This is a genomic window from Micromonospora sp. NPDC003197 (assembly GCF_053590565.1).
Genome location: NZ_JBSFTE010000009.1, coordinates 159,915 through 185,574 on the forward strand (window position 1 = coordinate 159,915; position 25,660 = coordinate 185,574).

Consider the following 25,660-nt stretch of genomic DNA (forward strand, 5'->3'; position numbering starts at 1 on the left):
GAAACCCCGTTCGTCAGCCGCGAAGCTGCGACTCGGACGTCGCTACCAGCGACTCGGCGAGGCTCCGATGGACCCGCCCGGGCTCGATCGTCGTGATCGCGTACGTCGCCACACCGGCCACGACAAAGGGATCTGCTGCGGCGATCCGCTCGACCTCCGGCCGGTCGATGCCACGCGCCACGATCGCGCCGCCGTGCACCGATGGAACCGTCTGCCCGGAGACCAGGAAGACGCCCTCGGCGTGCCAGCGCTCGAGGTAGTCGACATGCGCGCCGATGAACGGCTCGGCAACCTCCTCCGGACCGACATAGGACAAGATCATCAAGTGCAGCATGATGACAGTCAAGCAGTCGCCCACGGTGGCACCGCTTCGACCTGACGGAGGCCCGAGCAGATGAGCGTCGCACTGTTCACCCTCGGCGGCACGATCGCGATGACCGGCAGCAGCGGTGGAGTGGTCAGTCGGCTGACCGGTGCCGAACTCACCGCGGCCGTACCCGGGCTCGCCGATGTGGGTGTGCCGCTCGACGTACGGGACACACACGCCGTACCCAGTGCGAACCTGACCTTCCGACAGGTGCTCGACGTGGTCGCCGCCGCCTCGCGGGCAGTGACCGACGGCGCTGGTGGCGTCGTCGTCACCCAGGGCACCGACACGTTGGAGGAGACCGCCTTCCTCGCCGACCTCGTCTGGTCACATGCGGCACCACTGGTCTTCACCGGGGCGATGCGCAACCCGACCCTGGCCGGGCCGGACGGACCAGCGAACCTGCTGGCGGCGGTACGGGTCGCTATGTCGTCAGCGGCCCAGGACCTGGGAACGCTGGTCGTCTTCAACGACGAGATCCATGCCGCGCGGTGGGTACGCAAGACCCACAGCACCAGTACGGCGACCTTCGCCTCGCCGAACGCCGGACCGATCGGCCACGTCGTCGAGGAACGGGTACGCATCCTGTCCCGACCCGTACGACGGGAACCGATCCCGGCCGAGCCAGCACACCTGGACGCCCAGCGGGTGGCGCTCTACACCGTCACGCTCGACGACGACGGTCTACTGCTCGACGGTCTACTGCTCGACGGCCTCGCGGAAACGCATCACGGCCTCGTCGTCGCCGGCTACGGAGTCGGACATGTGCCGTCCGCGCTCGCCCCGGTGCTCGGCGCGCTCGCCGAGCGCATTCCGGTGGTGTTGACCTCCCGGACAGGCAGTGGATCCGTGCTCCGGCACACCTACGGGGCGGTCGGTTCGGAGACGGACCTGTTGCGGCGTGGCCTGGTCGACGGCGGGCTGCTCGACCCGTACAAGGCACGGGTGTTGCTCCGGCTGCTGATCGCGGCCGGGGCCCAGCGAAGCGACATCGCCGAGGCGTTCGCCCGGCACGGTTGACCGCAGCGGCTGGACCGCCACGACCTCGGCGTGCAACCCGTCTGACGGCCGGAAAAGCGGGTCGACTCGGCCGGAGGGGCAGGTCGACGCGGCCGGTACGGTGTACGGCCATGGCGACGGTGGAGCGGGCGAAGCAGGTGCGGGAGACGCGCGAGCTGATGCTGGCCGCCGCAGAACGGCTCTTTGCGGAGCGCGGGGTGGCCGTGGTGTCCGGTCGGCAGATCGGCGAGGCAGCCCGGCAGGGTAACAACACCGCGGTCAGCTACCACTTCGGTTCCAAGGACAATCTTGTCCGGGCCATCGTCCGCAAGCACGGCTCGCACATCGAGACCTTGCGCGAGCAGATGCTCGCCGACCTGGGCGATGGTCCGGAGCTGCGGGACTGGGTCGGCTGCCTGGTACGCCCGTTCACCGATCACCTCGCCGCGCTCGACGGCCCGACCTGGTACGCGCAGTTCGCAGCCCAGGTGATGACCGATCCGGGGCTGCGCGACATCGTCATTCAGGACACCCTCGCCGAGGCACCGCTACGGCGGGTCATCGAGGGCATCAACCGCTGGCTGCCCACCCTGCCGGCGCCGGTCCGGGCGGACCGCAACGAAATGGCACGTCAGCTCATCATCCACATGTGCGCCGCGCGAGAGCGGTCCTTGAATGACGGGGCCGGTACGTCGAAAGCGGCGTGGCAGGCCACGGCGGCGAGCCTGGTCGATGCGATCGTCGGGCTGCTGTCGGCACCCGTGGTGGCCGATCAGGGCCCATCGCTGGGCTGAGCTGAGCTGGGCGGAAGATAGTCCGGTTCGTCGCGAACTCCTCATCTGAGCAAACAATGCTCGAATACCCGCTGTGCCCCATTGATTAAGTCAACTGACTGAATTATGTTGGGTTTCTGGACGAGCACAATGGAGGTTGTATGACCGCCGACAAGTCGCCGATGACCCAGACCGTGCCGGACTACCCGTTCGCCCACCCATCCGCCCTGGCCCCGTCCCCGGAGTGGGACGAGCTGCGCAGCAGCTGCCCGGTCTCCCGAATCCGAATGGCCAGTGGCGACGAGGCGTTGCTACTGACCCGTTACGCGGACGTCCGGGCCCTGCTGTCGGACCCCCGCTTCACCCACAGCCTCGACAAGCCCGGGGCCGCCCGGATCGCCAGCTCGGACAACGGCGGCGTCTTCAACAACACGCCGCCGTACGAGAAGTCCCGCGGCAACGAGCCCGAACCACCACCACCGGCGGCGGCCGCGTCGATGACCAGCGGCCCCGGTCACAGCCGCTGGCGGCGGTTGATGAGCCGCTCCTTCACCGTCAAACGGGTCATGGCGTTGCAGCCGCGAATCGACCGGATCGCGCACGACCTGGTGGACGACATGCTCACCGCCGGCGCTCCGGCGAATCTCAACGCGTTCCTCGGGTTCCCGCTGCCGGTGTTCGTCATCTGCGAACTGCTGGGCGTCCCCCCGGAGCACCGCGACAAGTTCTCCTACTGGTCCGACACCATGCTCAACCTGACCCGCTACGACCAGCGCGAGATGGACGCGGCCGCCGCCGAGTTCCAGACGTTCATGGCCGACCACGTCCGGACGAAACGGCAGACACCGGGCGATGACCTCCTCAGCGACCTCGCCGCGGTGGTCGACTCCCAGGACGGCCGATTGACCGAGGCGGAGCTGGTCGCGACCGGGCAGGGTCTGCTGGTAGCCGGCCACGAGACGACCGCGAACATGATCGGCAAGATGGTGGCAATGCTGCTGGCCGACCGGCCCCGCCGCTGGGAACGGCTCCTCGCCGACCGGTCCCTCATCGCGTCCACCGTGGAAGAGGCGTTGCGCTTCGATGCCAATCCCGGGTTCGGCATCCCCCGCTACATCTCCGAAGACGTCGAGGTCGCCGACCAGACGATCCAGGCGGGCACGACGGTCATCACGAACCTCGCCGCTGCCAACCGCGACCAGCGGGCCTTCACCGAAGCCGACGACATGGTGCTCGACCGGACGCCCAATGCGCACCTCGCCTTCGGGGTCGGCCCGCACTCCTGCCTCGGGCAGGCGTTGGCCCGGGTGGAGCTACAGACCGTACTGGGTGTACTGCTCGACCGGCTACCCGGGCTCGCACTCGCGGTCGCGCCGGAGGAACTGCGTCGCCGGGAAGGCCTGATCGTCGGTGGCTTGGCGGAACTGCCCGTGCGCTGGTGACACCAGTCCTGCGGCTGTTCGCGTTCCACCCCAGGTATGGGAACAGCCGCAGGCGGTCGACGGCAGTCCGGCATCGCTGCGGAGCGAAGGGTTTCTGCATGCACAGCAGCAGCAGCACAGTGACAGCACATCCCGTCATGGCGCGTGGGCGCGACGTCCTGGCGGTAGTACCCGACCCCGACCTGCTGGAGTCGGTGGCGAAACCTCTGGAGCTGGCCGGTTATGCGGTCGCCTCGACCGCCACCGGCTCCGGCGGGCTGACGCTACTGGGCATCCGCCGCTTCGATCTGGTGATCGTGGACGTGGGCATCCAGGATCTGGACCAGCTGGCTCGGGGACGGCGTCTGCCGCCCACCGACCGTCCGCCCATCCTCTGCCTGGCGCCTTGCGAAATCCTGGACCGGCTGGTGCCCGAGCTGGGTTTCGGGGTGGAGGACTACGTCACCAAGCCATGCCGGGTCACCGAAGTACTGGCCCGAGCGCACGTGCTCCTGCGCGACCGGGACGCCACCCGACAGGCCAGCCTGCTCTGCTACGACGACCTCCTGATGGACGATGCGGTCTGCCGCGCCTGGCGTGGGCAGCGGGCGCTCGATCTCACGTCGGCGGAGTTCCGCCTGCTCCGCCAGCTGCTGCTACACGCCGAACAGGTGCTCTCCAAGGAGCAGATCGCCCGGCAACTCTGGGGCGAGGCCCGTGGCGACAACGCGATCGAGAGGTTGATCTCGCGGTTGCGACAGAAGGTCGACCATGACAATCCCCCGCTGATCCACACCCGACGGGGATTCGGGTACTGGCTCGGGCACCCGAGCGACCATCGACAGTGACCTGGACCACGTCAGCGTCCTGTCAGGTTGGTGTCCGCGCCGCGTCAGGTCGCTCTGTTTGCATGGGTTCATCTGCTTTGCCGTCTAGTCCGACGCTTCCGGCCACCATCGGAAGCCGCTATGAACAACCAAGGAGACCCATGGTTGACACCACGACAGCCGCTCCCGCCCCCGACTATCCGATGGCACGAGGCGCGGTGTGTCCCTTCGCTCCGGCGGAGACCGTACGGACGATGACCGCTGAGCAGCCTGTCGCGAAGGTACGGATCTGGGACGGCAGCACCCCGTGGTTCATCACCCGCCACGCCGACCAGCGCGCCCTGCTCGGCGACCCACGGATCAGCATCGACGAGAAACGCCCCGGCTATCCGCACATGACCCGTGGCCGGGCCGAAACCGCCAAGGTCACCCCGCCGCTGATCACCAACACCGACGCCCCAGAGCACACCCGATTGCGCCGGATGGTCAACGGCCCGTTCATGGTCAAGCGGATCGAAGCCCTGCGCCCGCGTATCCAGCAGATCGTCGACGAGCTGATCGACACCATGCTCGCCGGCCCGAACCCCGTAGACCTGGTCACCGCGCTCGGCCTTCCCGTACCGACGCTGGTGATCAGCGAGCTGCTCGGCGTGCCGTACCGCGACCACAAGTTCTTCCAGGAGAACAGCAACAAGACGGTCAGCCATGACGTGCCGGCGCTGGAGGCCATGCAGGCCAGTCAGGCTCTCTTCGGCTACCTCGACGACCTGCTGAAGAAGAAGATGACCGACCGCGCCGACGACGTGCTCTCGGAGATGGCGGCCCGCATCGAGGCCGGCGAGATGACGCACACCGAGGCCGTATTCATGGGCGTTGCGATCCTCATCGCCGGCCACGAGACCACCGCCAACATGCTCTCCCTCGGCACCCTCGCCCTGCTGCAGAATCCGGACCAGCTTGCGCTGCTACGCGACAGCGACGACCCGAAGCTGGTGGCGAACTCGGTCGAGGAGCTGTTGCGTTACCTGACCATCGTGCACAGCGGCATCCGCCGCATCGCCAACGAGGACTTCGAGTACGGCGGTCAGCTCATCCGAGCCGGCGACGGCATCATCTTCGACCTGTCCGCCGCCAACTGGGACGCCGAGGAGTTCCCCGACCCCGACCGGTTGGACCTGACCCGGCCCGCCCGCCAGCACCACGCCTTCGGCTACGGCGCCCACCAGTGCCTTGGCCAGTCCCTGGCCCGGGTCGAGCTACAGGTTGCCTTTCCCACGCTGCTGCGCCGGATACCCACCCTGCGACTGGCGATCCCCGCCGACGAAGCGCCGTTCAACTTCGAGGGCGTCGCGTACGGCCTGCGGTCCCTGCCGATCACCTGGTGACAAGGAGGAACAAGATGCGTGTGGAACTCGACGAACCCAAGTGTGTCGCGGCCGGCCAGTGCGCCATGGTCGCCCCGGACGTCTTCGACCAGCGCGACGAGGACGGCGTCGCGGTGATCCTCGACGTCGAACCGTCGGCAGACCAGCACGACGCGGTGCGGGAGGCTGCCGCCGTGTGTCCGGCGGCAGCCATCCTCCTGGTCGAACAGTGAGACGAGTCGTCGTTGTCGGGGCCTCGGCGGCCGGTCTTGCGGCCGCCGAAACCCTGCGTCGGGAGGGCTACGACGGCTCGCTCACGCTGATCGGCGCCGAGCTCGACGCCCCGTACGATCGCCCGCCGCTCTCCAAGCAGATCCTCGCCTCCACCTGGGAAGCGGACCGACTCGCCCTGCGGACCGCAGCGCAGCTCACCGCGCTCGACCTGGATCTGCGGCTCGGCGCCACCGCCACCGGCCTGGACCTCGTCACCCGGGTGGTGCAGCTCGCCGACGACGAGGCGGTCGCGTACGACGGGCTCATCGTCGCCACCGGGGTCCGGCCCCGCCGGCTACCCGGCCAGGGTGGTGCCCACGTGCTGCGTACCCTTGGTGATGCCCTTGCCCTGCGGCAGCGGCTGCGCCCGGGTCGGCACCTGGTCGTGGTCGGTGCTGGCTTCCTCGGCGCGGAGGCCGCCGCCGTGGCCCGCGGTCTCGGCTGCCGGGTGACCCTCCTCGAACCGGCACCGGTGCCCCTGGCCCACGCGGTCGGTACCGACATCGGCAGGGTGCTCTCCTCCGCGCACCTCGAACATGGCGTCGAGCTGCGCACCGGTGTCACCGTGTCCGCAGTCGGCAACAACGGCGTCCACCTCACGGACGGTGAGCTCATCGAGGCCGACGAGGTGCTGGTGGCCATCGGATCGCAGCCCAACACCGAATGGCTCGAAGGCAGCGGGCTGGAACTGGCCGACGGCCTCGTCTGCGACGAGTACAGCGCCGCCGCACCGTACGTCTACGGTGCCGGCGACGTGGCCCGCTGGCACAACCCACTGTTCGGGGTCTCGATGCGCATCGAGCACCGCACCAACGCCGCCGAGCAGGGCATGGCCGCCGCCCGGAACCTGCTGCACCCGCAGGCCCGCAAGCCGTTCGCACCGGTGCCCTACTTCTGGTCCGACCAGTACGACATGAAGATCCACGCCTACGGCTACCTACGCGGGCACGACGCGGTCCAGATCGTCGATGGCGACCTCGACCAGCGAAAGTTCGTTGCCGCCTACCGCTTCGGCGACCGCCTCGCCGGGGTTCTCGCGGTCGGCATGCCCCCGAAGGCCATCCGACCCTGGCGGCAGGCCATCGCCACCGGCGTCACCTGGTCCGACGCCGTTGCCCGGGTCGAAGCAGTCCCTTTGAACGCGCACCCGGCCGAAGCTGTCCTCTCGAAGGTCCACTTGGCCGGCGCTCTCCCCTCGAACGTGCAATCGGCAGAAACGGAGTTGAGTGGTGAACCGGCACGATGACGAGCGACCCGACGTGGTCGTGGTGACGGGTGCGGGTGGCATGGGCCTGGCGGTCGCCCGGCGCATCGGCAGCGGACGCCACCTGATTCTGGCCGACTACTCGCCTGCGGCACTCGACCTGGCGGTCACGTCGCTACGCGCCGAGGGGTACGCCGCCACCGGCGTGGTCACCGACGTCGCCGACCACGCGGCGGTCGAAAAGCTCGCGGTGATCGCCGCCGAGGCCGGTCGGGTGACCGCAGTGGTACACACCGCCGGGGTCTCCGCGGCGACCTCGACCGCCCAGCAGATCCTCCAGGTCGATCTGCTCGGCACCGCTCATGTGATCGACGCGTTCGGGCCGGTGGCAGCACGGGGAGCGTCGCTGGTCTGCGTCTCCAGCATGGCTGGCCACTATGCGCAGGTCAGCCGAGCGGACGAGGTGGCACTCGCGACGGCACCTACCGAGGCGCTGCTTGGGCTCGACGTCGTCACCACAGTCGGCGACGACCCGATGGCCGCCTACATCCTCGCCAAGCGCGGCAACCACGTACGGGTGCAGGCTGCGGCGCTCGCCTGGAACCGGCGAGGCGCGCGGATCAACACGGTCAGCCCGGGTGTCATCTCCACCGCCATGTCCAAGGCCGAGGCCGAATCCCCCTCCGGAACGCACATGATGGCCATGCTGGATGCCTGCGGCGCTGGCCGGACCGGAACGCCAGGGGAGATCGCCGACGCGGTCGCGTTCCTCACCGGTCCCGAATCCCGGTACGTCACCGGCACCGACATCCTGGTCGATGGCGGACAGGCGGCGTGGATCCGCTGGCATCGCCCCGAATAACAGGTGTGTTGCGCGTCTTGGCGCAGCCGAGGGATCCATCACCCCCACTTTAAACAAGTTGTTTGCAACGTTCGGTTGACAACGCTTCGTCGAAGTGCTGTGCTCGCACCATGACCGATGCCTCGCAGACGGATGACCCCTTCGCCCCGCCGGACGCCAGCCGCGCCCGCGCGCACCGTGACTTCGCCGCACTTCACCGCATCACCGAGCGGCACGCCGCAACGGAGAGTCAGCGGCGCAGATGGAGCCACCAGAGCGTCCTCGACCCGTACGAGGCGGTCAGCCTGGTGACATCACTCGCGGCCGGAGCCGCCCTGCCGGAGCCGGACGAAGCACCACTGGACGAAACGGACCTGATCGCCGCGCTGACCCTGGTCCCACGGGTTCGGGCCGACCTCGACGCGCTCGAGGTCGGCCTGCTCGACCTGGCCCGCAGTCGCGGACTCACCTGGCAGGCCATCGCCTTCGGCCTCGGCCTCGGCACCGCCCAGGCGGCACGGCAGCGCTACGAGCGCCTGACCGAGCGAACCCGGTCAGGCGCTACCGACAGTTAACGGCCCTGCTCACCGCAACAATTAGCGAGGCGAGCAGGGCCGTTGGAGCTAGCCCGAGACGAGCAGGGTCGTTGGAGCTAGCCGAACAAGCCGAGTAGGGCCGTTGGAGCTAGACCAGCGAGGCGAGCAGAGCCGCCGTCTCGCCCGGGTGGACCAGCACACTGGCGTGGCTGACGTCGAGCGACCGGACGTCGAACCGGTTGTCCGGCGTCAGCGCGTCCGCATCGGCGATGAACCGGTCCTGGAGCGCGATCGGCATCGACCGATCGGCGGTGAGGCGGATATAGGTGCGGGGAATCCGGCCCCAGGTCTCGGCGTTGGCCTGCTCCTCCCCGACGTCCAGGCTCTCGTCCGGCTCCAAGGTGTTCAGATATCCGTAGAACTCGTCGTCGGTACCGTCGGCCAGGATGGCCTCCCGAAGCGTGGCGAGCAGTTCAGGGTCGGCGGTACGCCAGTTGAAGCGCAACGCACCGAGTTCCATCGGATTCGCGGCGATCAGGCCACCGACATTGGCCAACGCGCTCGACGCGTTCTCCGCCGATTTCTGGTAACCGGCCGGGGGCTCGTTGACGCAGCACCACGCCGAGATGTAGACCAGCCGATCCACCAGCTCTGGGGCGGCATTACCGACCCCGGTCACAGTGAACCCACCCCGGCTGTGCCCGACCAGGATCACCGGTCCGTGTTCGCGTACCCGCTTCACCACGTCCAAGACGTGCGCCACGTTGTCCGCGTGACCGATGCCGGCAATCGCGCTCGGCGCGCTCGCCAGGCCGGCGAGGTCCTGCGGTGCCTGGTACGCCGCCGGGAACGTGGCGCCGAACCCGTGCCCGGGCAGGTCGACGGCGAGCGAACGATGTCCGCGTAGGGCCAACTCCCGCTGCATGGGTGCCCAGGTGAACGAGTTGCTGCCGGCGCCGGGAACGAAGACGAAGGTGGGAGCAGTCATCCAGCCATGATCGCAACGCCACTCCGCCACACCCGTACCCCCACCCGTATGGCAGGTGGTCACGATCACTCAACTGGGGCAGCGCCTACTTCCAGCGGAAGAACCGGGCGGCTGCGGCACTGGCGGCCAGGGTGACCCCGGCCAGCACCACGATCTGCCCAACGCTGGGCGCACCGCCAGACCACGATCTGCTGATCGCGTCCAGTGCGGCACCGAAGGGCAGATATCCGCCGATCTCGGCCAGCCATCCCGGCAGGTTCTGCCGAGGGCCGAAGCCACCACCCAGCGCCATCACCGCGAAGAAGGACGTCAGGCCGATGGCGACGGCCGCGTTGACAGTGGGCGCGATCGCCGAGATCAGCAGGCCGATCGCGTACATCGCGGCGGTGGTAAGGGCGAGCGTGCCGAGCGCGCCGGCAAGGTTGCGGGGCGGCACGATGTCGAACATGAGCCGGGCCACCACCAGGGCGAAGATGATGCCCGCCACGGCCTGGGCGAGGCTGACCACCAACTGGGCGGCGAGGACCATCCACGGTCGAGCAGGGGTCACCGCGAGCCGTCGCAACACCCCGTAGGTCCGGTACGCCGCCAGGAACGACGGCATGTTGACCATGCCCAGCATCGCCACGACCATCACCAACACCATTGGTACGACGTAGGCGTCCAGTGCCGGCAGCCCGCCGAACTGGGGCACCCCGGCACCGTCCGAGCCAAGACCGTTCATCACCATGAGCAGGACGGGCAGCCCGAACGGCACGACCAGGCCGGCCGTGTCCCGCCAGGTGAGCCGGGCCTCGGTGAGCACCATCTGCGCCCAGGCGTGTCGCCCGAGTCGACGCGGTACGGCCCGCGCCGAGACGGCCGCGGAGATCTCACTCATCGCTTGTCCTCCAGAGTGGAGTCGTCAGTCGGGCCCAGCGCCCGGCCGGTCAGGGCAAGGAAGGCATCGTCGAGCTGTGCCTGTCGCAGGCGGGTCTCGGTAACAACCACGCCGACATTGATCAACGCGGAGGTCACCGCGTACAGCAGGTTTCCGGTGCCGGTGACCATGACTTCCGCACCATCGGCGACCACCCGCGTCACCTCGGGCAATGCGGCCAGTACGGCGTGGTCGAACGGCTGGGCCGCTCGGAACGTGAGCTGCTGGTCGACCGGCGCGTGGGCGATCAGGCCAGCCGGGGTGTCCAGGGCGACGAGCCGACCCCGATCGATGACCGCGATCCGGTCGCAGAGCCGTTCCGCCTCCTCCATCAGGTGCGTGACGAGCAGTACGGTCACCCCGGACTCGCGGATCTCCTCGATGAGCTGCCAGGTGTCGCGTCGCGCCCTCGGGTCCAAGCCGGTGGTGAGTTCGTCCAGGACCGCGATCAGGGGCTTACCGACCAGGGCCAGGGCGATCGCCAGCCGCTGCTGTTGGCCACCGGAAAGGTCGCCGAACGCGGTCCGCCGCTTGCCGTCGAGGCCCAGGTCGGTCAGCAGCCGGTTCGGGTCGGTCCCCTCGCTGTAGAACGAGCGGTAGAGCTTCACCGCCTCGCCCACCCGAAGCTTCTCGGGCAGCATCCCCTGCTGCAACTGCACCCCCACGAGCTGCCGTAGGCGGTTGCGGTCCCGGCGCGGATCCAGACCGAGCACGCTGATCCGCCCGGCATCCGGGGTACGGAGTCCGATCAGGCATTCGACCGTGGTGGTCTTACCCGCGCCGTTGGGACCGAGGATGCCGAAAATCTCGCCCCGCTCGACGGTGAAGCTGACATCATCGACAGCCACTGTCGTCCCGTATCGCTTACGCAGCCCTTCGACCTCGATGACGGCCACGACGTACCCCCTGCCTCAACTACCGCTGACGCGTTGTCACCGGCACAGTGGACGTTAGGGAGATCTGCGCCGCTGGTCGCGTGCCATCGGTCATCGCCGGCAACCATGACTTCCGGCACGGGCCGGCCGGCTGGCTCGGAACGTAGAGTCGTCTTGGGGATCTTGATGAGCGATCAGAGTCTGGAACGGTGGACGGGCGTCGGCGTCGTAGCCGCATGCCTGATGATCGGGCTGCCCGTGCTGATCGACCAGATCTTCGGAGCCGGGGATGCCATCGCCGGCCCGGTCTGGCTCTGGTGGTGCTGCTACCTCGGTTTCCTTGCCGCGTTCTTCGGTAGCTGGTTCATCCCGCCGAGCGCCAAGTGGCTGACCAGTCAGCGGGTCCTGGTCGGGCAGGCCATACTTGGGAGCGCCACCGTCCTGGTCTCGGGGTCCGCCGGATGGACCCCCATCCTGCTGGTCTTCAACGCCGCCGCAGCCACCTACCTTCTCTCCGGGCGCGGCATCGCAATCCTGATCGGAGTGCAGAGCACCGTCGTGGCGACCACCGGCTGGCTCGATGGCAACGACCTGTTCGGGGTCCTCCTGCTCTTCATCATCTACTCGGTGTTGCAGACCTGCGGGGCGCTGTCCGTCATGGGCCTGCGCCGGGAGACTGCCGCCCGCACCGAACTGGCCGCGGCGAACGTCCAGCTCCGCGCCGCCACCGCCCTGCTCGCCGAGTCGAGCCGGTCCGGGGAGCGGCTACGAATCGCCCGAGAGCTGCATGACCTCGTCGGCCACCAGCTCACCGCCCTGGTGCTGGAGTTGGAGGTCGCCACCCATCGCGAGGGCACCCAGGCCCGCGAGCACGTGGTCCGGGCCCGTGGGCTGGCCAAGGACCTGCTGGCCGACGTCCGGGTCGCGGTCGGCGAACTGCGTAACCGCCCCCCGGAACTGCACGCCGCGATCACCGCGATCACCGCCGACCTGCCCCGCCCCCAGGTGCACCTCCAAGTCGACGAGAGCATCGAAGTGGACGAGGACCGCACCCGTACGCTGATCCGCTGCGTACAGGAGATCGTCACCAACACCATCCGGCACGCCGACGCCACGAACCTGTGGATCGAGATCGTCCGTACCGACGAGGGGCGGATCGTCCTGTGCACTCGGGACGATGGGCAGGGCGCGCCGGTGCTGCGACTCGGCCACGGGCTGACCGGGCTGCGGGAACGGGTCCAGCAGCTGGGTGGCTCGGTCTCCTTCACCTCGCAGCACGGATTCCACGTCGTCGCCGAAATGCCGACGCCATGACCGCCGACAGCATGGACGAGAACGCGGCCCTCGTCGCCGACAGCAGGAACGGAAACGCGGCCCTCGTCGCGGACAGCGGGAACGGAAACACGGCCCCGGTCGCCGATGCGGCGATCCGGGTCTGCATCGTCGATGACCAGACCCTGGTCCGGCAGGGCATCCGGCACCTGCTGGAGTTGTCGCCGGACGTGGTGGTGGTCGGCGAGGCGGCCGACGGTGACGACGCTCTTGAAATCATCCCCCAGGTACGCCCCGACGTCGTCCTGCTCGACCTGCGGATGCCCCGACGCGACGGCATCGCCACCCTGACCGCCCTACGCGAACGGCACATCGAGGTCCCGACCCTGGTGCTGACCACGTTCGACGACGACGAACTGGTGTTGCGGGCGCTGCGCGCGGGCGCCCGGGGCTACCTACTCAAGGACGTCACCCTCGAACAACTCGTCGGGGCGGTACGCACTCTGGCCGCCGGTGGCAGCCTGGTGCAGCCGGCGTTGACCGATCGGCTGCTTCGGGCCGTACCGGAGCTACCCGCGCCGAACCTCATCGACGACCTACCGCCACCGCAGTCGATCACCGCCCGGGAGCGGGAGATCCTGCGGCTGCTGGCGGGCGGCTACAGCAACCGGGAGATCGCCGCCGCGCTGCACCTGGCCGAGGGCACTGTGAAGAACCACGTCTCCCACCTGCTGATGAAACTCGGGGTACGGGACCGCACGCGCGCCGTACTGCGCGCGCTGCATCTCGGCCTGCTCGATCCATCGCGACGCGGAACGGACAGCCCCCCGCGCTGAGGTGTTAGGAAGGGCCCCTTCCTATACAGAAAACGATAGGAAGGGGCCCTTCCTTTCACTTGAGGCGGGCGCCTTCGATGTCCAGGTCGGGCAGAAGCCGGTCCAGCCAGCGGGGCAGCCACCAGGACGACCTGCCGAGCAGGGCAAGTACGGCCGGCACCAGGGTCATCCGTACGACGAACGCGTCGAGCAGCACGCCGGTGGCGAGGCCGAAGGCGATCGCCTTGACGATTACGTCGTCGACGGTGACGAAGCTGGCGAAGACCGAGAACATGATCAGTGCGGCGGCTACGACCACCCGGGAGGCGTGCTGGGCTCCGACCACCACGGATTCGCGGGGGCGGCCGGTGTGCACGTACTCCTCCCGCATCCGGGAGACCAGGAAGACCTCGTAGTCCATGGCCAGTCCGAAGAGCACCGCCATCAGGATGATCGGCATGAAGCTGATCACCGGCCCGGTGACCGAGACGCCGAACAGGTCCTTGAGCCAGCCCCACTGGAAGACCGCGACGACGGCACCGAACGAGGCGGCCACCGACAACAGGAACCCGACCGCAGCCTTGATCGGCACCAGGATCGACCGGAAGACCAGCAGGAGCAGCAGCAACGCAAGACCGACGACGATCAGCGCGAACGGCAGCAGTGCCCCGGCCAGCCGATCGGAGACGTCGATCGCCACGGCGGTGTGCCCGGTGACCGAGATCTGGCTACCGCTCTGCTGCCCCAACTCGTCGGCCCGGTCACGGAGGTCGGTGACGAGTTCGCTGGTCTGCTCGTCCTCGGGTCCGGTTTCCGGCACCACCTGGATGACCGCGGCGGTGCCCCCGGGCAGCGGCTTCGGTACGGCGTACGCGACGTTGTCGACCCCGCCGGTGAACTGACCTGGCGTGGCGGTCGGGGTGCCGCCGATGGCGACGGCCAACTGTTCGGCGGTCTGCTCGACGGTGGCCGGCTCCAAGCCGGTGGCCAGGACCAGCAGCGGGCCGTTGAACCCAGGCCCGAAGTGCTCGCTGACCAGGTCGTACGCCTGGCGCTGGGTGGTTTCCGGCGCGGCGGTGCCGTTGTCGGGCAGGGCCAGGCGCAGTTGCAGCGCCGGCACGGCCAGGGTCAGCAGCCCGAGCACGGTCACCACGATGGTGATCAGCGGGCGTCGGGTGACGAACGCCGCCCAGCGGGCACCACCGGTGCGGGCCGGGGTGTCGGCGTGTTCGGCCAGGGCCTGTTCCCGCCGGTAGGCGCGGGAGCCGGGCTTGGGTGCCAGGCGGGCACCGACGAAGCCCATCAGGGCGGGCAGTAGGGTCAGCGCGACCAGGACCGCCACCAGCACGGTGCCGGCGGCGCCGAGTCCCATCACGGTCAGGAACGGAATCCGTACGACGGAGAGCCCGACCAGCGCGATGATCACGGTCAGGCCGGCGAAGACGACAGCGGAACCGGCGGTGCCGGCGGCCCGTCCGGCCGACTCCTCCGGGCTGGTGCCGGTGGCCAGCAGGGACCGGTGCCGGGACAGGATGAACAGCGCGTAGTCGATGCCTACGGCCAGGCCGATCATCAGCGCCAGGGTGGGCGCGGTGGAGGAGAGCGTGATGGTGCCGGAGAAGGCGAGCAGGCCACCGAGGCCGACACCGATACCGACGATCGCGGTCAGCAGGTTCATCCCGGCGGCCAGCAGCGACCCGAAGGTGATCATCAGTACGACCACCGCCACGGCGACTCCGATGAATTCGGTAGGACCGATCCGTACCCCGGTGGTGGTGAACGCGTCACCGCCCACCTGCACTTCGAGGCCGGCGGCCCGGGCCGGGGCGACGGTGTCCTCGAGCGCGTCGAGGGTGCCCTCCGCCAGGTCGGCGGTGGGTACGTCGTACTGCACGGCGGCGAGCGCGGCCCGACCGTCCGGGCTGATCACCTTCCCGGCGAACGGGTCGACGACCAGCCCGACCTGGGGCGCCTGCTGCGCCTCGGTCAGCGTCTGATTGATCGCGGCGACGTACCGGGGGTCGGTGATCGTCGTCCCTTCCGGCGCGACGAAGACCAGTTGCGCGTTCGCGCCAGCGGCCGCCGGGGAGATCTCCCGGAGTTCGTCGAGCGCCTGCTGGGACTCGGAACCCGGGATGGTGAACTGGTCGTCGAACTCGCCGCCGAAGGTGACAAAGAGTCCGATCACGGCGGCCAGGATCAACGTCCAGGCGCCGACCACGATGCCGCGTCGGCGGAAGCAGGCGCGACCGAGTCGGTAGAGCAGGGAAGCCATCAAGAAAGCCCTTCGGCGTTGTGCGGTGGTGCTGGTGGTGCCAGTGCAGCTGGCGGTGCAGGTGGTGCCAGTGGTGCTGGCGGTGCAGGTGGCGCGGAGGTGACGGCCCGAAGCATGAGCAGCAGTGCGGGACGGTGCAGTCCGGCGACCTCTCCGTTGCCTTCGGTGGAGATCTCCTGCAACGCGAGGCCGTCCATCATCGCGATCACGGTCCGGGCGAGCTGGGCGGCCGGGATGGTCAAACTGACCCCGGTCCGCTGCACGACGTTCTCGATCAAACTGGTGAGGCGGTCGATTACCCGGCGCATGTGGCGACGTAACGCGGCTACGGCTTCCGGATGCCGGCTGGCGTGCAGGGCGTACTCCATGTAGACGACAGCCCAGGCCCGGTCCTGCCGGTAGGTCGCCAGGCCGCGTTCGACGGCCGCCGCGACCGGGTCGTCCTCCTCCTCCACCCCGGTGAGTTGCTCTTCCAGTAGCGCCATCCGGGCGGTCATCTCCCGCTCGAAGAGCGCGGCGAGAAGCTCGTCCTTGGTACGGAAGCTGGAGTAGAACGCCCCTCGGGTGAACCCGCCCCGGCTACAGATGTCCTCCACCCGGGCTGCCTGGAAGCCCAGCTCGGCGAAGGTGCTCAGGGCCGCGTCCAGCAGGCGTTCGACCGTCACCTCGCGGCGACGTTTGTACGGCTCGGGGCCGTCGACCGATGCCACGTCTCGACTCACGATGCACGAGTGTACTCAGTACATCTGCGTATCGAACCAGCTTTCTAAGGAGTGCCCGGTCACACTAGGCCCGCGCCGACCAGCCACGACGCGGCGGCGACGGCGTCCCAACTGAGGGTCTGGGTGGCCCAGCGGTCGAGCAAAACCTGATCGTGGCTGATCGCGAGCACACCCGCACCGCTCTCCCGGCGATACTCCTCGACCGTGTGTACGAGGTGCGCCTGGGTGCTCGCGTCGAGCATGGTGGTCATCTCGTCGCAGATGAGATAGCTCGGCCGTAGGGCCAGTGCCCGGGCCAGGCAGGCCCGCTGGAGCTGCCCATCGGAGACCTCGTGCGGGCGGCGGCCGAGCAACTCCGGGGTAAGCCCGACCGGATCGGCCAGGGCCGACAACGCGCCGTCGGCGTCCCGGCCCCGACCGGTGGCCCGCAGCGGTTCGAGGATGATGTCCCGCAGCCGGAGCCGAGGGTCAACGGCCAACCGGGGCTGCTGGAAGACGATGGCGACCCGGGTACGCATCGCCCGGGGGGCCCGGTGTCGCCAGCCAGGCACCGAATCGCCGTCGATGGTGAGCGTCCCGGTGGCAGGACGGCGCAGCATGGCCAGGACCAGGCCGAGGGTGGACTTGCCGCAACCACTGGGCCCGGCCAGACCGGTGGTAACGCCCGCCGGCAGGGTGAAGTCGACCCGGTCGAGGACGGTGTTCCGGCCGTACCGGACGGTGACCTGACGCGCGGTCAACCCCCGGCCACCAGGCACAGGTGCGGACTCGGTCATCTCAGGCTCCTCGCGGGTGGTGGCAGGCGACCTCGCCGCCGTCAACGGTCACCAGCGGCGGCTGGTCCGCACAGTACTGGTCGGGCCGGGGGCAGCGGGCAGCGAAGGCGCAGCCGGTCGGCAGCCGGGTCAGCTCGGGCGGAAACCCGGGCAACGGCCGGAACGCCCGCTCGGGCAGGGCGTCCAGCAACGCGGCGGTGTACGGGTGCCGGGGCTGATCGAACAACTCAGCGGTAGGTGCGGTCTCCACGATCCGGCTGGCGTACATCACCGCCACCCGGTCGGCGACCTGCCGTGCGGCGGTCAGATCATGGGTGATCAGCAGAATGGCGTGACCGGCGTCGCGCAGCCGGGCCAACTCGTCCATGGTCGCCTCGACCAGCGGGCGGTCCAGTCCGGTGGTGGGCTCGTCGGCCAGCAGCAGCCACGGATCGCCGGCCAGCGCCAACGCGGTGGCCGCCCGCTGGGCCAACCCACCGGAGAGCTGGTGCGGATAGCGGTCGAGGTGCTGCTCACCAAGCCGGGCCCGACCGGCGTAGCGGCGGGCGGCGGCCCGGGCATCCCGGCCGGCGGTGCCCAGCACCGAGGTCGCCTCCCGCAGTTGCGATCCGACGGTACGCACCGGCGTGAGGTGCGCGGCCGGACTCTGCGGCACCAGTCCGATCCGGTGACCCCGGATCCGGCTGGCGAGCACCCGCTCGCCACAGCTGAGCAGGTCAAGATCGTCGAGCAGGGCCCGGCCCCGGATCTCCGCGTTGCCGGGCAGCAGGCCGAGCAACGCCGAGGCGAGTACGGACTTGCCGCAGCCGCTCTCTCCGACCAGCGCCAGACACTCCCCCGCGCCCAGGGTGAACGTGGCGTCGGTGACCGCGCTGACGGTGGCGTCGGGCAGCCGGAACCGCACCGACAGCCGATCGACCCGCAGGCTGTGGTCGGCCCGGTCGCTGTGGTCGGCCCGGTCGGGCGACTTCGGCGCACGGGTGCGGTTCTCGGCAGCGGCGCTCACAGTTGCAACTCCGTACGGCGGCGGGGGTTGAGCCGGTCCCGCCACCAGCCGGAGAAGACGGCGATGGCCAGGGTCGGCACGATGATGAACAGGCCGGGCACCAGGCTGGGCCACCACGCTCCCGCGAACAGTTCCCCCCGCCCGTCATTGATCATGTTGCCCAGCGAGGCGAGGTGCGGCGGCAACCCGAGGCCGAGGAAACTCAACGAGGATTCGTGCCACACCGCATGCGGCACCATCAGCACGGCGGCCAGCCCCAACTGCGGGACCACCGCCGGCAGCAGGTGCCGTACCAGGATCCGCCACCGGGTCGCCCCACCGGAGATGGCCGCGTCGATGAAGGTCCGCGAGCGCAGGGACAGCACCTCCGCGCGCACGATCCGGGCGGTGGTCAGCCAGTGGGTCACCCCGATGGAGACGATCACCGCGCCGACCCCGGGGGCGAACATGGCGACGATGAAAATGCCGAGCAGCAGGTGCGGCAGCGACCCGAAGCCGTCCACCAGCCGCATCAGCAGCCAGTCGACCCAACCGCCGGCCACCCCGGCGATCAGCCCGACCAGCCCACCGATGACGGTGGCGACCGCCGCCGCGACCACTCCGACGGTGAGCGAGACGCGCAGCCCGTACAGCGACCGGACGAGCAGGTCCCGACCCAGCTTGTCGGTGCCCAACGGGTGCTCGCCGGAGGGTGCCTGACTGGCCGCGTCCAGGTCGACCAAGCGCTGGTCGCCCGGAAAGAGCAGCGGGGCGAGCAGCGCCACGCCGACCAGCAGGGCCAGCACCGCCAACGCGGTCCAGACCCCGATCCGGCGGCGTCGGCCGGTGGTGGGGCTGCCGATCCGGGTACGCCCCGCCGGGCGCCAGACGAGTTCGCTCATCGCAGCCGTACCCGGGGGTCGGCCAGCGTGTAGCCCACGTCGGCGGCGAGGTTGCCGAGCAGCACGGTGATCGTGGCCAGCAGGGTGAGCGCGGCCAGCAGCGGAAAGTCCACAGCCAGCGCGGCCTGTACGGTGGCTCCGGCCACGCCCGGCCAGGAGAAGACGGCTTCCACCAGGGTCACTCCAGTGATGAGTTCCGGGATGCGCGCCCCGGCGAGGGTGATCAACGGCAGCAGGCCGGAGCGCAGCGCATGCCGGACCAGCACCATCCGTTCCGGCAGTCCCCGGGCGCGGGCCCCGGTCACGAAGTCCTCGGCCAAGGTGTGCGTGACGGTTTCCCGGACGTAGAGGATGAACCACGGCGACTGGGAGATTGCCAGCACCGAGGCAGGCAGCACCAGATGCCGGGCCACGTCCCCGGCCTGAACCGTGCTGGCGCCGGCGTCGGTCAACCCGCCGCTGGGCAGCGCCCCCAGGGTCAGGGCGAAGACCGCGATCGCGGCCAACGCCAGCCAGAAGGTGGGGATCGCCTCCAGGACGTACCCGGTCCAGGTGACCGCCCGGTCGACCAGGCCACCCGGACGGCGGGCGGCCAGCGTACCGAGCGGGATGCTGATCAGCATCGCGCCGACCAGGCCAACGGTGGTGAGCAGCACGGTCCAGCCGAGCCGCTCGCCGATGAGTTCGCCGACCGGGCGGCCACCCATGCTGCGGGCGTTGCCGAGGTCTCCGGAGAGCAGGTTGGTCACCCACTCCCAGTACTGCACCAGCAGCGGCCGGTCCAGGCCCCAGTTGGCCCGCATCCGGTCAAGATCCTCGGTGGTGACCCGGGCGGCACCGGCGTCCCCCACGTACTGCAACACCGGGTCGAACGGGGACGCCTTACCGATCAGGAAGAGGCCGAACGACACCAGCACGAGCAGCGGTACGGCGGCGGCCAGGCGCAACCCGACGGTACGGGCGATCGCTGTGGTCACCGTGGCGTCCAGTCCTCAAGGTTCCACCAGATGCCGTTGAAACCGTGGTCGTGCGGCTCGGTCCGCTGGAGTTGCCCGGTCCAGGCGTCCCGCACGATGAAGGTGTGGCGCAGGAAGACCAGCCCGACGTTGGGTACGTCGGCGGCGACCTTGCGCTGGACCTCGTGGTAGAGGCTTACCCGCTCGTTCGTGTCCGCAGTGGCCCGGGCCCGGTCGAGCAGCTCGTCCACGGCCGGGTTGTCGTACCGGCCGGGGTTGGCGTAGCCCTTACCGCCGAGCTCGGAGTACAGCGAGTCGTACAGGTCGAAGTCCGGGTCGTACGGCGTTCCGCCGCCGAAGAGTACGGCGTCCTTGCCGAGTCGGGGGTCGATGGCGGTCCAGTCCAACCCGACCAGTTCCACGTCGATGCCGACCTTGCGGGCATCGGAGGCGGCTGCGGTGGCCAGGTCCTTACGCAGGCTGTCGCTGGCTGGGTACATCAGGGTGAAGGCGGCGCGCTGCCCGTCCTTGGTGCGGATGCCGTCCCCGCCGACTGTCCAGCCGGCCCCGTCCAGGACCCGGGTGGCCGCCGCTACATCCGCCGTACCGGGTCGGGTCTGGGATGACTCGAACCACTGCCCGGCGTCGGGGGAGATCAGGCCGAACGCCGGCTTGCCCTGCCCGTTGAGCAGCGTCCGCACCATGGCGTCCCGGTCGACGGCCAGGTCGACGGCCTTACGGATGGCCACGTCGCCGGTGACCGGATGGTTCATCGGCATCGAGATCATCCGGTAGTCGGAGGTGGGGTTGTCCCATCGGCGGTGGCCGGCCAACTGGCCCAGCCCGTCGGCGATCTTCGCCGGCAGCACCGCACCGTCCAGTTCACCGTTGCGCAACCGGGCGGCCCGTACGTTGTCGTCGGCAACGAAGGCCATGGTCACCCGCTTGATCGCCGGTGCGCCACCCCAGTACGACTCGTTGGCGACCAACACCAACTTCTCCCCCGCCGTCCAGGACTCGACCTTGTACGGCCCGGTGCCGATCGGCCGCTGGTTGAAGGCGGCGGTGTTGACGTCCTGTCCGGTCAGCGCCTTCGCCGGCACGATGCCCAGCGTGGTCCGCTTCACGAACGGCGCGTACGGGTACTTCAGGTTGAACACCACGGTCTGTTGGTCGGGCGCGGTGACCTCGTTGATCGCGGCATAGGCCGGACGCAGCGTCGAGTCGGTCTTCTCGTCAAGCACCGCCTGGTAGGTGAAGACCACGTCGTCGGCGGTGAGCGGCGTGCCGTCGTGGAAGGTCACTCCGGAGCGGAGCGTGAACGTGACGGTGAGGCCATTCGGGCTGACCTGCGGCAGCTTCTCGGCCAGCGCGGGCACCAGCTCCAGCTTGTCGTCGTACGCGACCAGCCCGTCGTAGATCTTGCTGGCCCCATCGACGGCGTAGCCAAGGACGGGGTTGAGCGTGTCCGGCTCGGACTGCACCCCGAGGACGATCGAGTCCGTCGATCTCGTGCCGCTCTCGGGGTTGCTGCCACACCCAGCCAGCAACACACCCACCAGGGCCGCCGCACCGATCCTCACCAACGCCCGCCGCATACCGCAGCTCCTCTGCTATTGCGAATAACTAGCAACAAGCTACGTGGCCACGATGCGCCGGTAAAGCCCGTAGTAGCCCGGATCACCTGTACCCACGGATCAACGCAACGGCTTCGCGCTGCGATAGACCGTCCCGCGGTGGGCCCCGCCCGAGGACAGGTCGCGCGGATCGACCACTTGCGGTGGGGTGATCCCGGCCTCGACCACAGCGCCTCCCCCGGTTCGGCTCCGTCGAGCCCGGAGCAGACGCACGGTCACGAACCAGCCGGCGGCCACGCCACACACCACGATGACCACCTTCTGGAGCACCCCGGCGTAGCCCTCGACCAGGTGCCAGCTCTCGCCGAGCAGATAGCCGGAGAGCACGAACACCGTGTTCCAGATCAGGCTGCCCAGCGTCGTGTAGAGCAGAAACGTCGTCACCCGCATCCGCTCGACACCGGCCGGGATCGAGATGAGGCTCCGGAAGATCGGAATCATCCGCCCGAAGAACACCGCCTTCACCCCGTGCCGGACGAACCACGCCTCGGTCCGGTCGATGTCCGACACCTTGATCAGGGGAAGCTTCGCGGCGATGGCCCGTACCCGCTCCCGGCCCAGTAGCGCACCGACGTAGTACAACGCCAACGCACCCAGCACCGAACCCAGCGTCGTCCACCCGATCGCCCCGACCAGGCTCATCTCACCCTGACTGGCGGTGAACCCGGCCAGCGGCAGAATCACCTCGCTGGGGATCGGCGGAAAGAGGTTCTCCAGCGCGACGGCCAACCCGGCACCGGGTCCGCCGAGGCGTTCCATCAGCTCCGTGACCCAGCCGGCCACTCCCCCCGAGGGCTCCGAAAGCTCCGACGCGGCGATCACCCTCGCAAATTCCATGGCTACGACGCTAAAACCTGGCACTCTGCGTCACCATGTGGCGCAGCACCCAGTTGACGTGCCCCGACCACAGCGAACAACTGTGGAAAACCGCAACGTGCCGGAATCAGCCCGGCAGGATGTGGTCTCGCCCCCCGCCAACCGCCACGCCGACTCGACACACCGTTACCTTCCTGTGTGTTCTAGACGATCTATTCCAAGGACACGGCTTTGCCGTAGAACTGGTGGCCATCTCGTAACTGCTGTAGCAACTTGGCCCGGGTCCCGGGCCGCTTGGCCTGACTGAAGCGGTGTATGTAGGCGTACCGGTTTCGGCTGTCCATCGCCTGTAGCTGTTTGGCGGCCACCTCGTCCGCAGTGATCTCATCGGGGATCGCGGCGGAGGCTGGCCCGTGATAAGCCGCAGCCCAGCGTCCATCAGCCTTTGCGCGTTCCACCTCGACCAGGCCGGCAGGGCGCATCCTTTTTGCTGCAATTAGCGCCTCGGCCTTGTCCGTGTTTATCTTTGACCACATACTGCGTCTGCGTCGGGGCGTAAACCGTTGCAAATAGTAGGTGTCGTCGAGGCGGTCGGCCCGGCCATCGATCCAGCCGAAACAGAGTGCCACCTCGAGCGCTTCGGAATAGTTGATGCTGGGCACGGCTGTGCCTTTCTTGGCGAACTTCAGCAGGATGCCATCGGTACGCTGGTGGTGCTCCTCCATCCAACGCTCAAAATCCGCCTGTGTTTCGAAGCTCAGAATGGGCAGCTCGCTCATGCCACGCTACCTCGCCACAATCCATATCACCGCGATCAACGAATGGTACACACACTTCGAGACACTGCCTGGTGCTCGCTCGCCGGGTTCGGGCCACACGGTCCCGGGCAACTTTCCCCAACGCCACCTAGCAACGCGGCGGCGCACTCACGACGTGGAGTGCGCCGCCCCGGGTGCTGCGATTATTACAGGGACCTGACGAAGGTGCGAATGTCACCGACGAGCAGTTCGGGCTGTTCCAAGGCGGCAAAATGGCCGCCGCGGTCGAATTCGGTCCAGTGCACGATCTTGTTGCCGTATTCGGCAAGTTTGCGGATCGGCAGGACGAGGTCCTTGGGGAAGACCGCGACGCCCATCGGCGTGGTCGACTCCTGCGGCTGCGACCACGAGTGCGAGAATTCGTAGTAGATCTGAGCCGAGGAACTGGCCGTGTTGGTCAGCCAGTAGATCATCGCGGTGGTGAGCAGATAGTCGCGGTCGACCGGCTCGTCGCTCCATTCCTTGAACTTCTCGGCGATCCAGGCGAGCTGGCCTACGGGAGAATCGGCCAGGCCATAGGCGAGAGTCTGTGGCCGCGACGACTGGATAGCCATATAGCCACCCAGATCTCCTTGAAAGGCCTCGAGCCGGTCCAACCGCGCCTTGTCCTGCTCGTCGAAGTCGTGCTCGCCGAACGGGAAGGTCATCAGGTAGTTCACATGCACCCCGAGGACATGCTCGGCATCAACGACACCGAGTTCACGTGAAATTCCTGAGCCCCAGTCGGTTCCCTGCGCGACGTAACGCTGGTAACCCAGTTGCGCCATCAGCGCCGCCCACGCCCGGGCGATGCGGTTGAGGTCCCAGCCTGGCTGCAGATCCGGCCCGGAGAACGCGAACCCGGGCAGCGACGGGATAACCAGGTGGACCGCGTCAGCTGGATCACCGCCGTGGGCGCGCGGGTCAGACAGTGGGCCGGCTATCTCCAGGAACTCGACCACCGAGCTCGGCCAGCCATGGGTGAGGATCATCGGGGTGGCATCCGGCTCTGGGGAGCGCACATGCAGGAAGTGAATCTGGTGGCCGTCGATCTCGGTGACAAATTGCGGGTACGCATTGAGCCGCGCTTCATATTCGCGCCAGTCGTAGGTGCTGACCCAATAGTCGGCCAACTCCCTGAGGTAGGCGACCGGCACGCCGCGTGACCACTCGGCCCCGGGAACCTCGGACGGGTATCGGGTGCGGGTGATGCGTTCGTGCAGGTCGTCGATCTGCGACTGGGCGATGTCAATCTTGAAGGGCTTCATGAAAGCCACGCTAGAGAGCATTGCGGCAAACTTCTTGCCGCAATGCCAACTAATCTCAAAAACATGCTGGAGACCTCTGCCAGGTTGCTGCGCCTACTGACGTTATTGCAGGCCAAACCGGACTGGACCGGTGCCGAACTGGCCGCCCGCCTCGACGTCAGCCCTCGCACAATCAGGTACGACGTGGACAAGTTACGCAACTTGGGCTATCCCGTGCACGCGGCTCCCGGGATCGCCGGCGGATATCGTCTCGGCGCAGGTGCAAAGCTTCCGCCCCTGCTGCTCGACGACGACGAAGCGGTCGCCGTGGCGGTGGGCTTGCGCACGGCCGCCATCGGGTCTGTCACCGGGATCGAAGAAAGCGCCGTGAACGCACTGGCGAAGTTGGAGCAGGTCCTCCCCCCTCGCCTGCGCCAGCGGGTAACCGACCTGCACACCTACACCACCCCGCTCATCAAACACGGTGATGCTGTTGCTGCCGAAACCTTGACCCGGCTGGCCGCAGCCTGCCGGGATCACCATCGCGTGCGCTTCACCTACACCACACACGAGGGCTCGACCGATGAACGTGACACCGAGCCACACCGCCTCGTGCACACCGGACGACGCTGGTATCTGATCGCCTGGGACACCGCCCGGCACGACTGGCGCACATACCGCGTCGACCGGATCACGCCCCTGCAACCCACCGGCATGCGCTTTGTCCCCCGGCCGCATCCCCCGGACCCCGCTGGTGTGATCCGAGGCGTCGACACCGCCCTGTCGACGCACCGCGCCAAAGTCACCGTGCTCGCACCAGCCTCAGCCATCATCGGCTATCTGCCCGACTCCGTGGCGGTGCAACCAATCGACGACACGACCTGCATCGTGCACGCCGGAGCGGACACCCCGTACCAGCTTGCCCTGCACATCCTCATGCTGAACAAGGACTTTCACGTCTGCGGCCCACCAGAACTGCTGGACGCTCTTGCTGTCATCCGGGACCGGTTAAATGCCATCACCCACTGAAGGCAGCCACCCACACACGGCGTCAGCCGCGTCGGGAAACGAGG

At 68.5% G+C, this 25,660-nt stretch carries 26 protein-coding genes; 12 read left to right on the forward strand and 14 right to left on the reverse strand.

The features are described 5' to 3' along the window. Positions 1–13 precede the first annotated feature (13 nt). Complete coding sequence (locus ACWDV4_RS12790; RefSeq protein WP_449977583.1) at positions 14–322, reverse strand: YciI family protein; 309 nt, start codon at positions 320–322, stop codon at positions 14–16. 72 nt (positions 323–394) lie between these two features. Between ACWDV4_RS12790 and ACWDV4_RS12795 the strand changes: the two genes are divergently transcribed. From ACWDV4_RS12795 to ACWDV4_RS12835, 9 genes are all read left to right on the forward strand, one after another. After that, on the forward strand, positions 395–1,387 hold the full coding sequence (locus ACWDV4_RS12795) for an asparaginase (RefSeq protein ID WP_449977586.1): 993 nt from the start codon (positions 395–397) through the stop codon (positions 1,385–1,387). A 110-nt stretch (positions 1,388–1,497) separates the two neighbouring features. Then, on the forward strand, positions 1,498–2,160 hold the full coding sequence (locus tag ACWDV4_RS12800) for a TetR/AcrR family transcriptional regulator (protein ID WP_449977589.1): 663 nt from the start codon (positions 1,498–1,500) through the stop codon (positions 2,158–2,160). A gap of 140 nt (positions 2,161–2,300) precedes the next feature. Next, on the forward strand, positions 2,301–3,581 hold the full coding sequence (locus ACWDV4_RS12805) for a cytochrome P450 (protein WP_449977592.1): 1,281 nt from the start codon (positions 2,301–2,303) through the stop codon (positions 3,579–3,581). Positions 3,582–3,718: 137 nt separating this feature from the next. After that, a complete protein-coding gene (locus tag ACWDV4_RS12810) occupies positions 3,719–4,408 on the forward strand; it encodes a response regulator transcription factor (protein WP_449977595.1) in 690 nt (229 codons plus the stop codon). A 140-nt stretch (positions 4,409–4,548) separates the two neighbouring features. After that, positions 4,549–5,772 (forward strand): cytochrome P450, encoded by a 1,224-nt coding sequence (locus tag ACWDV4_RS12815; protein ID WP_449977597.1) that lies wholly within the window; start codon positions 4,549–4,551, stop codon positions 5,770–5,772. A gap of 14 nt (positions 5,773–5,786) precedes the next feature. After that, a complete protein-coding gene (locus ACWDV4_RS12820; protein ID WP_449977599.1) occupies positions 5,787–5,984 on the forward strand; it encodes a ferredoxin in 198 nt (65 codons plus the stop codon). Then, complete coding sequence (locus tag ACWDV4_RS12825) at positions 5,981–7,270, forward strand: NAD(P)/FAD-dependent oxidoreductase (RefSeq protein WP_449977601.1); 1,290 nt, start codon at positions 5,981–5,983, stop codon at positions 7,268–7,270. Before ACWDV4_RS12820 ends, ACWDV4_RS12825 begins: the two co-directional genes overlap by 4 nt. Then, complete coding sequence (locus tag ACWDV4_RS12830) at positions 7,254–8,090, forward strand: SDR family oxidoreductase (RefSeq protein WP_449977603.1); 837 nt, start codon at positions 7,254–7,256, stop codon at positions 8,088–8,090. The genes ACWDV4_RS12825 and ACWDV4_RS12830 overlap by 17 nt, the downstream gene beginning before the upstream one ends. 110 nt (positions 8,091–8,200) lie before the next feature. Then, positions 8,201–8,644: a DNA-binding protein gene (locus ACWDV4_RS12835; protein ID WP_449977606.1), complete on the forward strand. Its 444-nt coding sequence runs from the start codon at positions 8,201–8,203 to the stop codon at positions 8,642–8,644. Between the two features lie 109 nt (positions 8,645–8,753). Here ACWDV4_RS12835 and ACWDV4_RS12840 read toward each other — a convergent pair whose 3' ends face one another. The 3 genes from ACWDV4_RS12840 to ACWDV4_RS12850 form a co-directional block, all read right to left on the reverse strand. Further along, positions 8,754–9,593, reverse strand: a complete 840-nt coding sequence (locus ACWDV4_RS12840; RefSeq protein WP_449977609.1) for an alpha/beta hydrolase — start codon at positions 9,591–9,593, stop codon at positions 8,754–8,756. An 85-nt stretch (positions 9,594–9,678) separates the two neighbouring features. Beyond that, complete coding sequence (locus ACWDV4_RS12845) at positions 9,679–10,473, reverse strand: ABC transporter permease (protein WP_449977612.1); 795 nt, start codon at positions 10,471–10,473, stop codon at positions 9,679–9,681. Further along, entirely contained in the window at positions 10,470–11,408 is a 939-nt protein-coding gene (locus tag ACWDV4_RS12850; RefSeq protein ID WP_449977614.1) for an ABC transporter ATP-binding protein, read from the reverse strand. Before ACWDV4_RS12850 ends, ACWDV4_RS12845 begins: the two co-directional genes overlap by 4 nt. Before the next feature lie 165 nt (positions 11,409–11,573). Here ACWDV4_RS12850 and ACWDV4_RS12855 point away from each other — a divergent pair, with 165 nt between their 5' ends. Together ACWDV4_RS12855 and ACWDV4_RS12860 are read left to right on the forward strand one after the other, a co-directional pair. Then, positions 11,574–12,701 (forward strand): sensor histidine kinase, encoded by a 1,128-nt coding sequence (locus ACWDV4_RS12855; RefSeq protein WP_449977617.1) that lies wholly within the window; start codon positions 11,574–11,576, stop codon positions 12,699–12,701. After that, the gene (locus ACWDV4_RS12860) at positions 12,698–13,495 is read left to right on the forward strand and encodes a response regulator (protein ID WP_449977620.1); all 798 of its coding nucleotides are present in this window, start codon (positions 12,698–12,700) and stop codon (positions 13,493–13,495) included. The genes ACWDV4_RS12855 and ACWDV4_RS12860 overlap by 4 nt, the downstream gene beginning before the upstream one ends. Before the next feature lie 55 nt (positions 13,496–13,550). Here the strand turns inward: ACWDV4_RS12860 and ACWDV4_RS12865 are convergent, their stop codons facing one another. From ACWDV4_RS12865 to ACWDV4_RS12910, 10 genes are all read right to left on the reverse strand, one after another. Next, a complete protein-coding gene (locus ACWDV4_RS12865; protein ID WP_449977623.1) occupies positions 13,551–15,749 on the reverse strand; it encodes an MMPL family transporter in 2,199 nt (732 codons plus the stop codon). Beyond that, positions 15,749–16,471 carry a TetR/AcrR family transcriptional regulator gene (locus tag ACWDV4_RS12870; protein WP_449977626.1) on the reverse strand — a complete coding sequence of 241 codons (723 nt, stop codon included), beginning with the start codon at positions 16,469–16,471 and terminating at the stop codon, positions 15,749–15,751. The genes ACWDV4_RS12865 and ACWDV4_RS12870 overlap by 1 nt, the downstream gene beginning before the upstream one ends. Positions 16,472–16,530: 59 nt before the next feature. Then, entirely contained in the window at positions 16,531–17,247 is a 717-nt protein-coding gene (locus tag ACWDV4_RS12875) for an ABC transporter ATP-binding protein (RefSeq protein ID WP_449977628.1), read from the reverse strand. A 1-nt stretch (position 17,248) separates the two neighbouring features. Beyond that, on the reverse strand, positions 17,249–18,253 hold the full coding sequence (locus ACWDV4_RS12880; protein WP_449977630.1) for an ABC transporter ATP-binding protein: 1,005 nt from the start codon (positions 18,251–18,253) through the stop codon (positions 17,249–17,251). Continuing rightward, positions 18,250–19,134, reverse strand: coding sequence for an ABC transporter permease (locus tag ACWDV4_RS12885; RefSeq protein ID WP_449977632.1), 885 nt, complete (start codon positions 19,132–19,134; stop codon positions 18,250–18,252). Before ACWDV4_RS12885 ends, ACWDV4_RS12880 begins: the two co-directional genes overlap by 4 nt. Next, a complete protein-coding gene (locus ACWDV4_RS12890) occupies positions 19,131–20,111 on the reverse strand; it encodes an ABC transporter permease (protein ID WP_449977635.1) in 981 nt (326 codons plus the stop codon). Before ACWDV4_RS12890 ends, ACWDV4_RS12885 begins: the two co-directional genes overlap by 4 nt. Continuing rightward, positions 20,108–21,688, reverse strand: a complete 1,581-nt coding sequence (locus ACWDV4_RS12895; protein ID WP_449977637.1) for an ABC transporter substrate-binding protein — start codon at positions 21,686–21,688, stop codon at positions 20,108–20,110. Before ACWDV4_RS12895 ends, ACWDV4_RS12890 begins: the two co-directional genes overlap by 4 nt. A 99-nt stretch (positions 21,689–21,787) precedes the next feature. After that, a complete protein-coding gene (locus ACWDV4_RS12900; RefSeq protein WP_449977640.1) occupies positions 21,788–22,564 on the reverse strand; it encodes a DedA family protein in 777 nt (258 codons plus the stop codon). Positions 22,565–22,755: 191 nt separating this feature from the next. Next, complete coding sequence (locus ACWDV4_RS12905; RefSeq protein WP_449977642.1) at positions 22,756–23,322, reverse strand: YdeI/OmpD-associated family protein; 567 nt, start codon at positions 23,320–23,322, stop codon at positions 22,756–22,758. A gap of 185 nt (positions 23,323–23,507) precedes the next feature. Further along, positions 23,508–24,608, reverse strand: coding sequence for an epoxide hydrolase family protein (locus ACWDV4_RS12910; RefSeq protein ID WP_449977645.1), 1,101 nt, complete (start codon positions 24,606–24,608; stop codon positions 23,508–23,510). A gap of 63 nt (positions 24,609–24,671) precedes the next feature. Here ACWDV4_RS12910 and ACWDV4_RS12915 point away from each other — a divergent pair, with 63 nt between their 5' ends. Further along, on the forward strand, positions 24,672–25,616 hold the full coding sequence (locus ACWDV4_RS12915) for a helix-turn-helix transcriptional regulator (protein WP_449977766.1): 945 nt from the start codon (positions 24,672–24,674) through the stop codon (positions 25,614–25,616). The last annotated feature ends 44 nt before the right edge of the window (positions 25,617–25,660 follow it).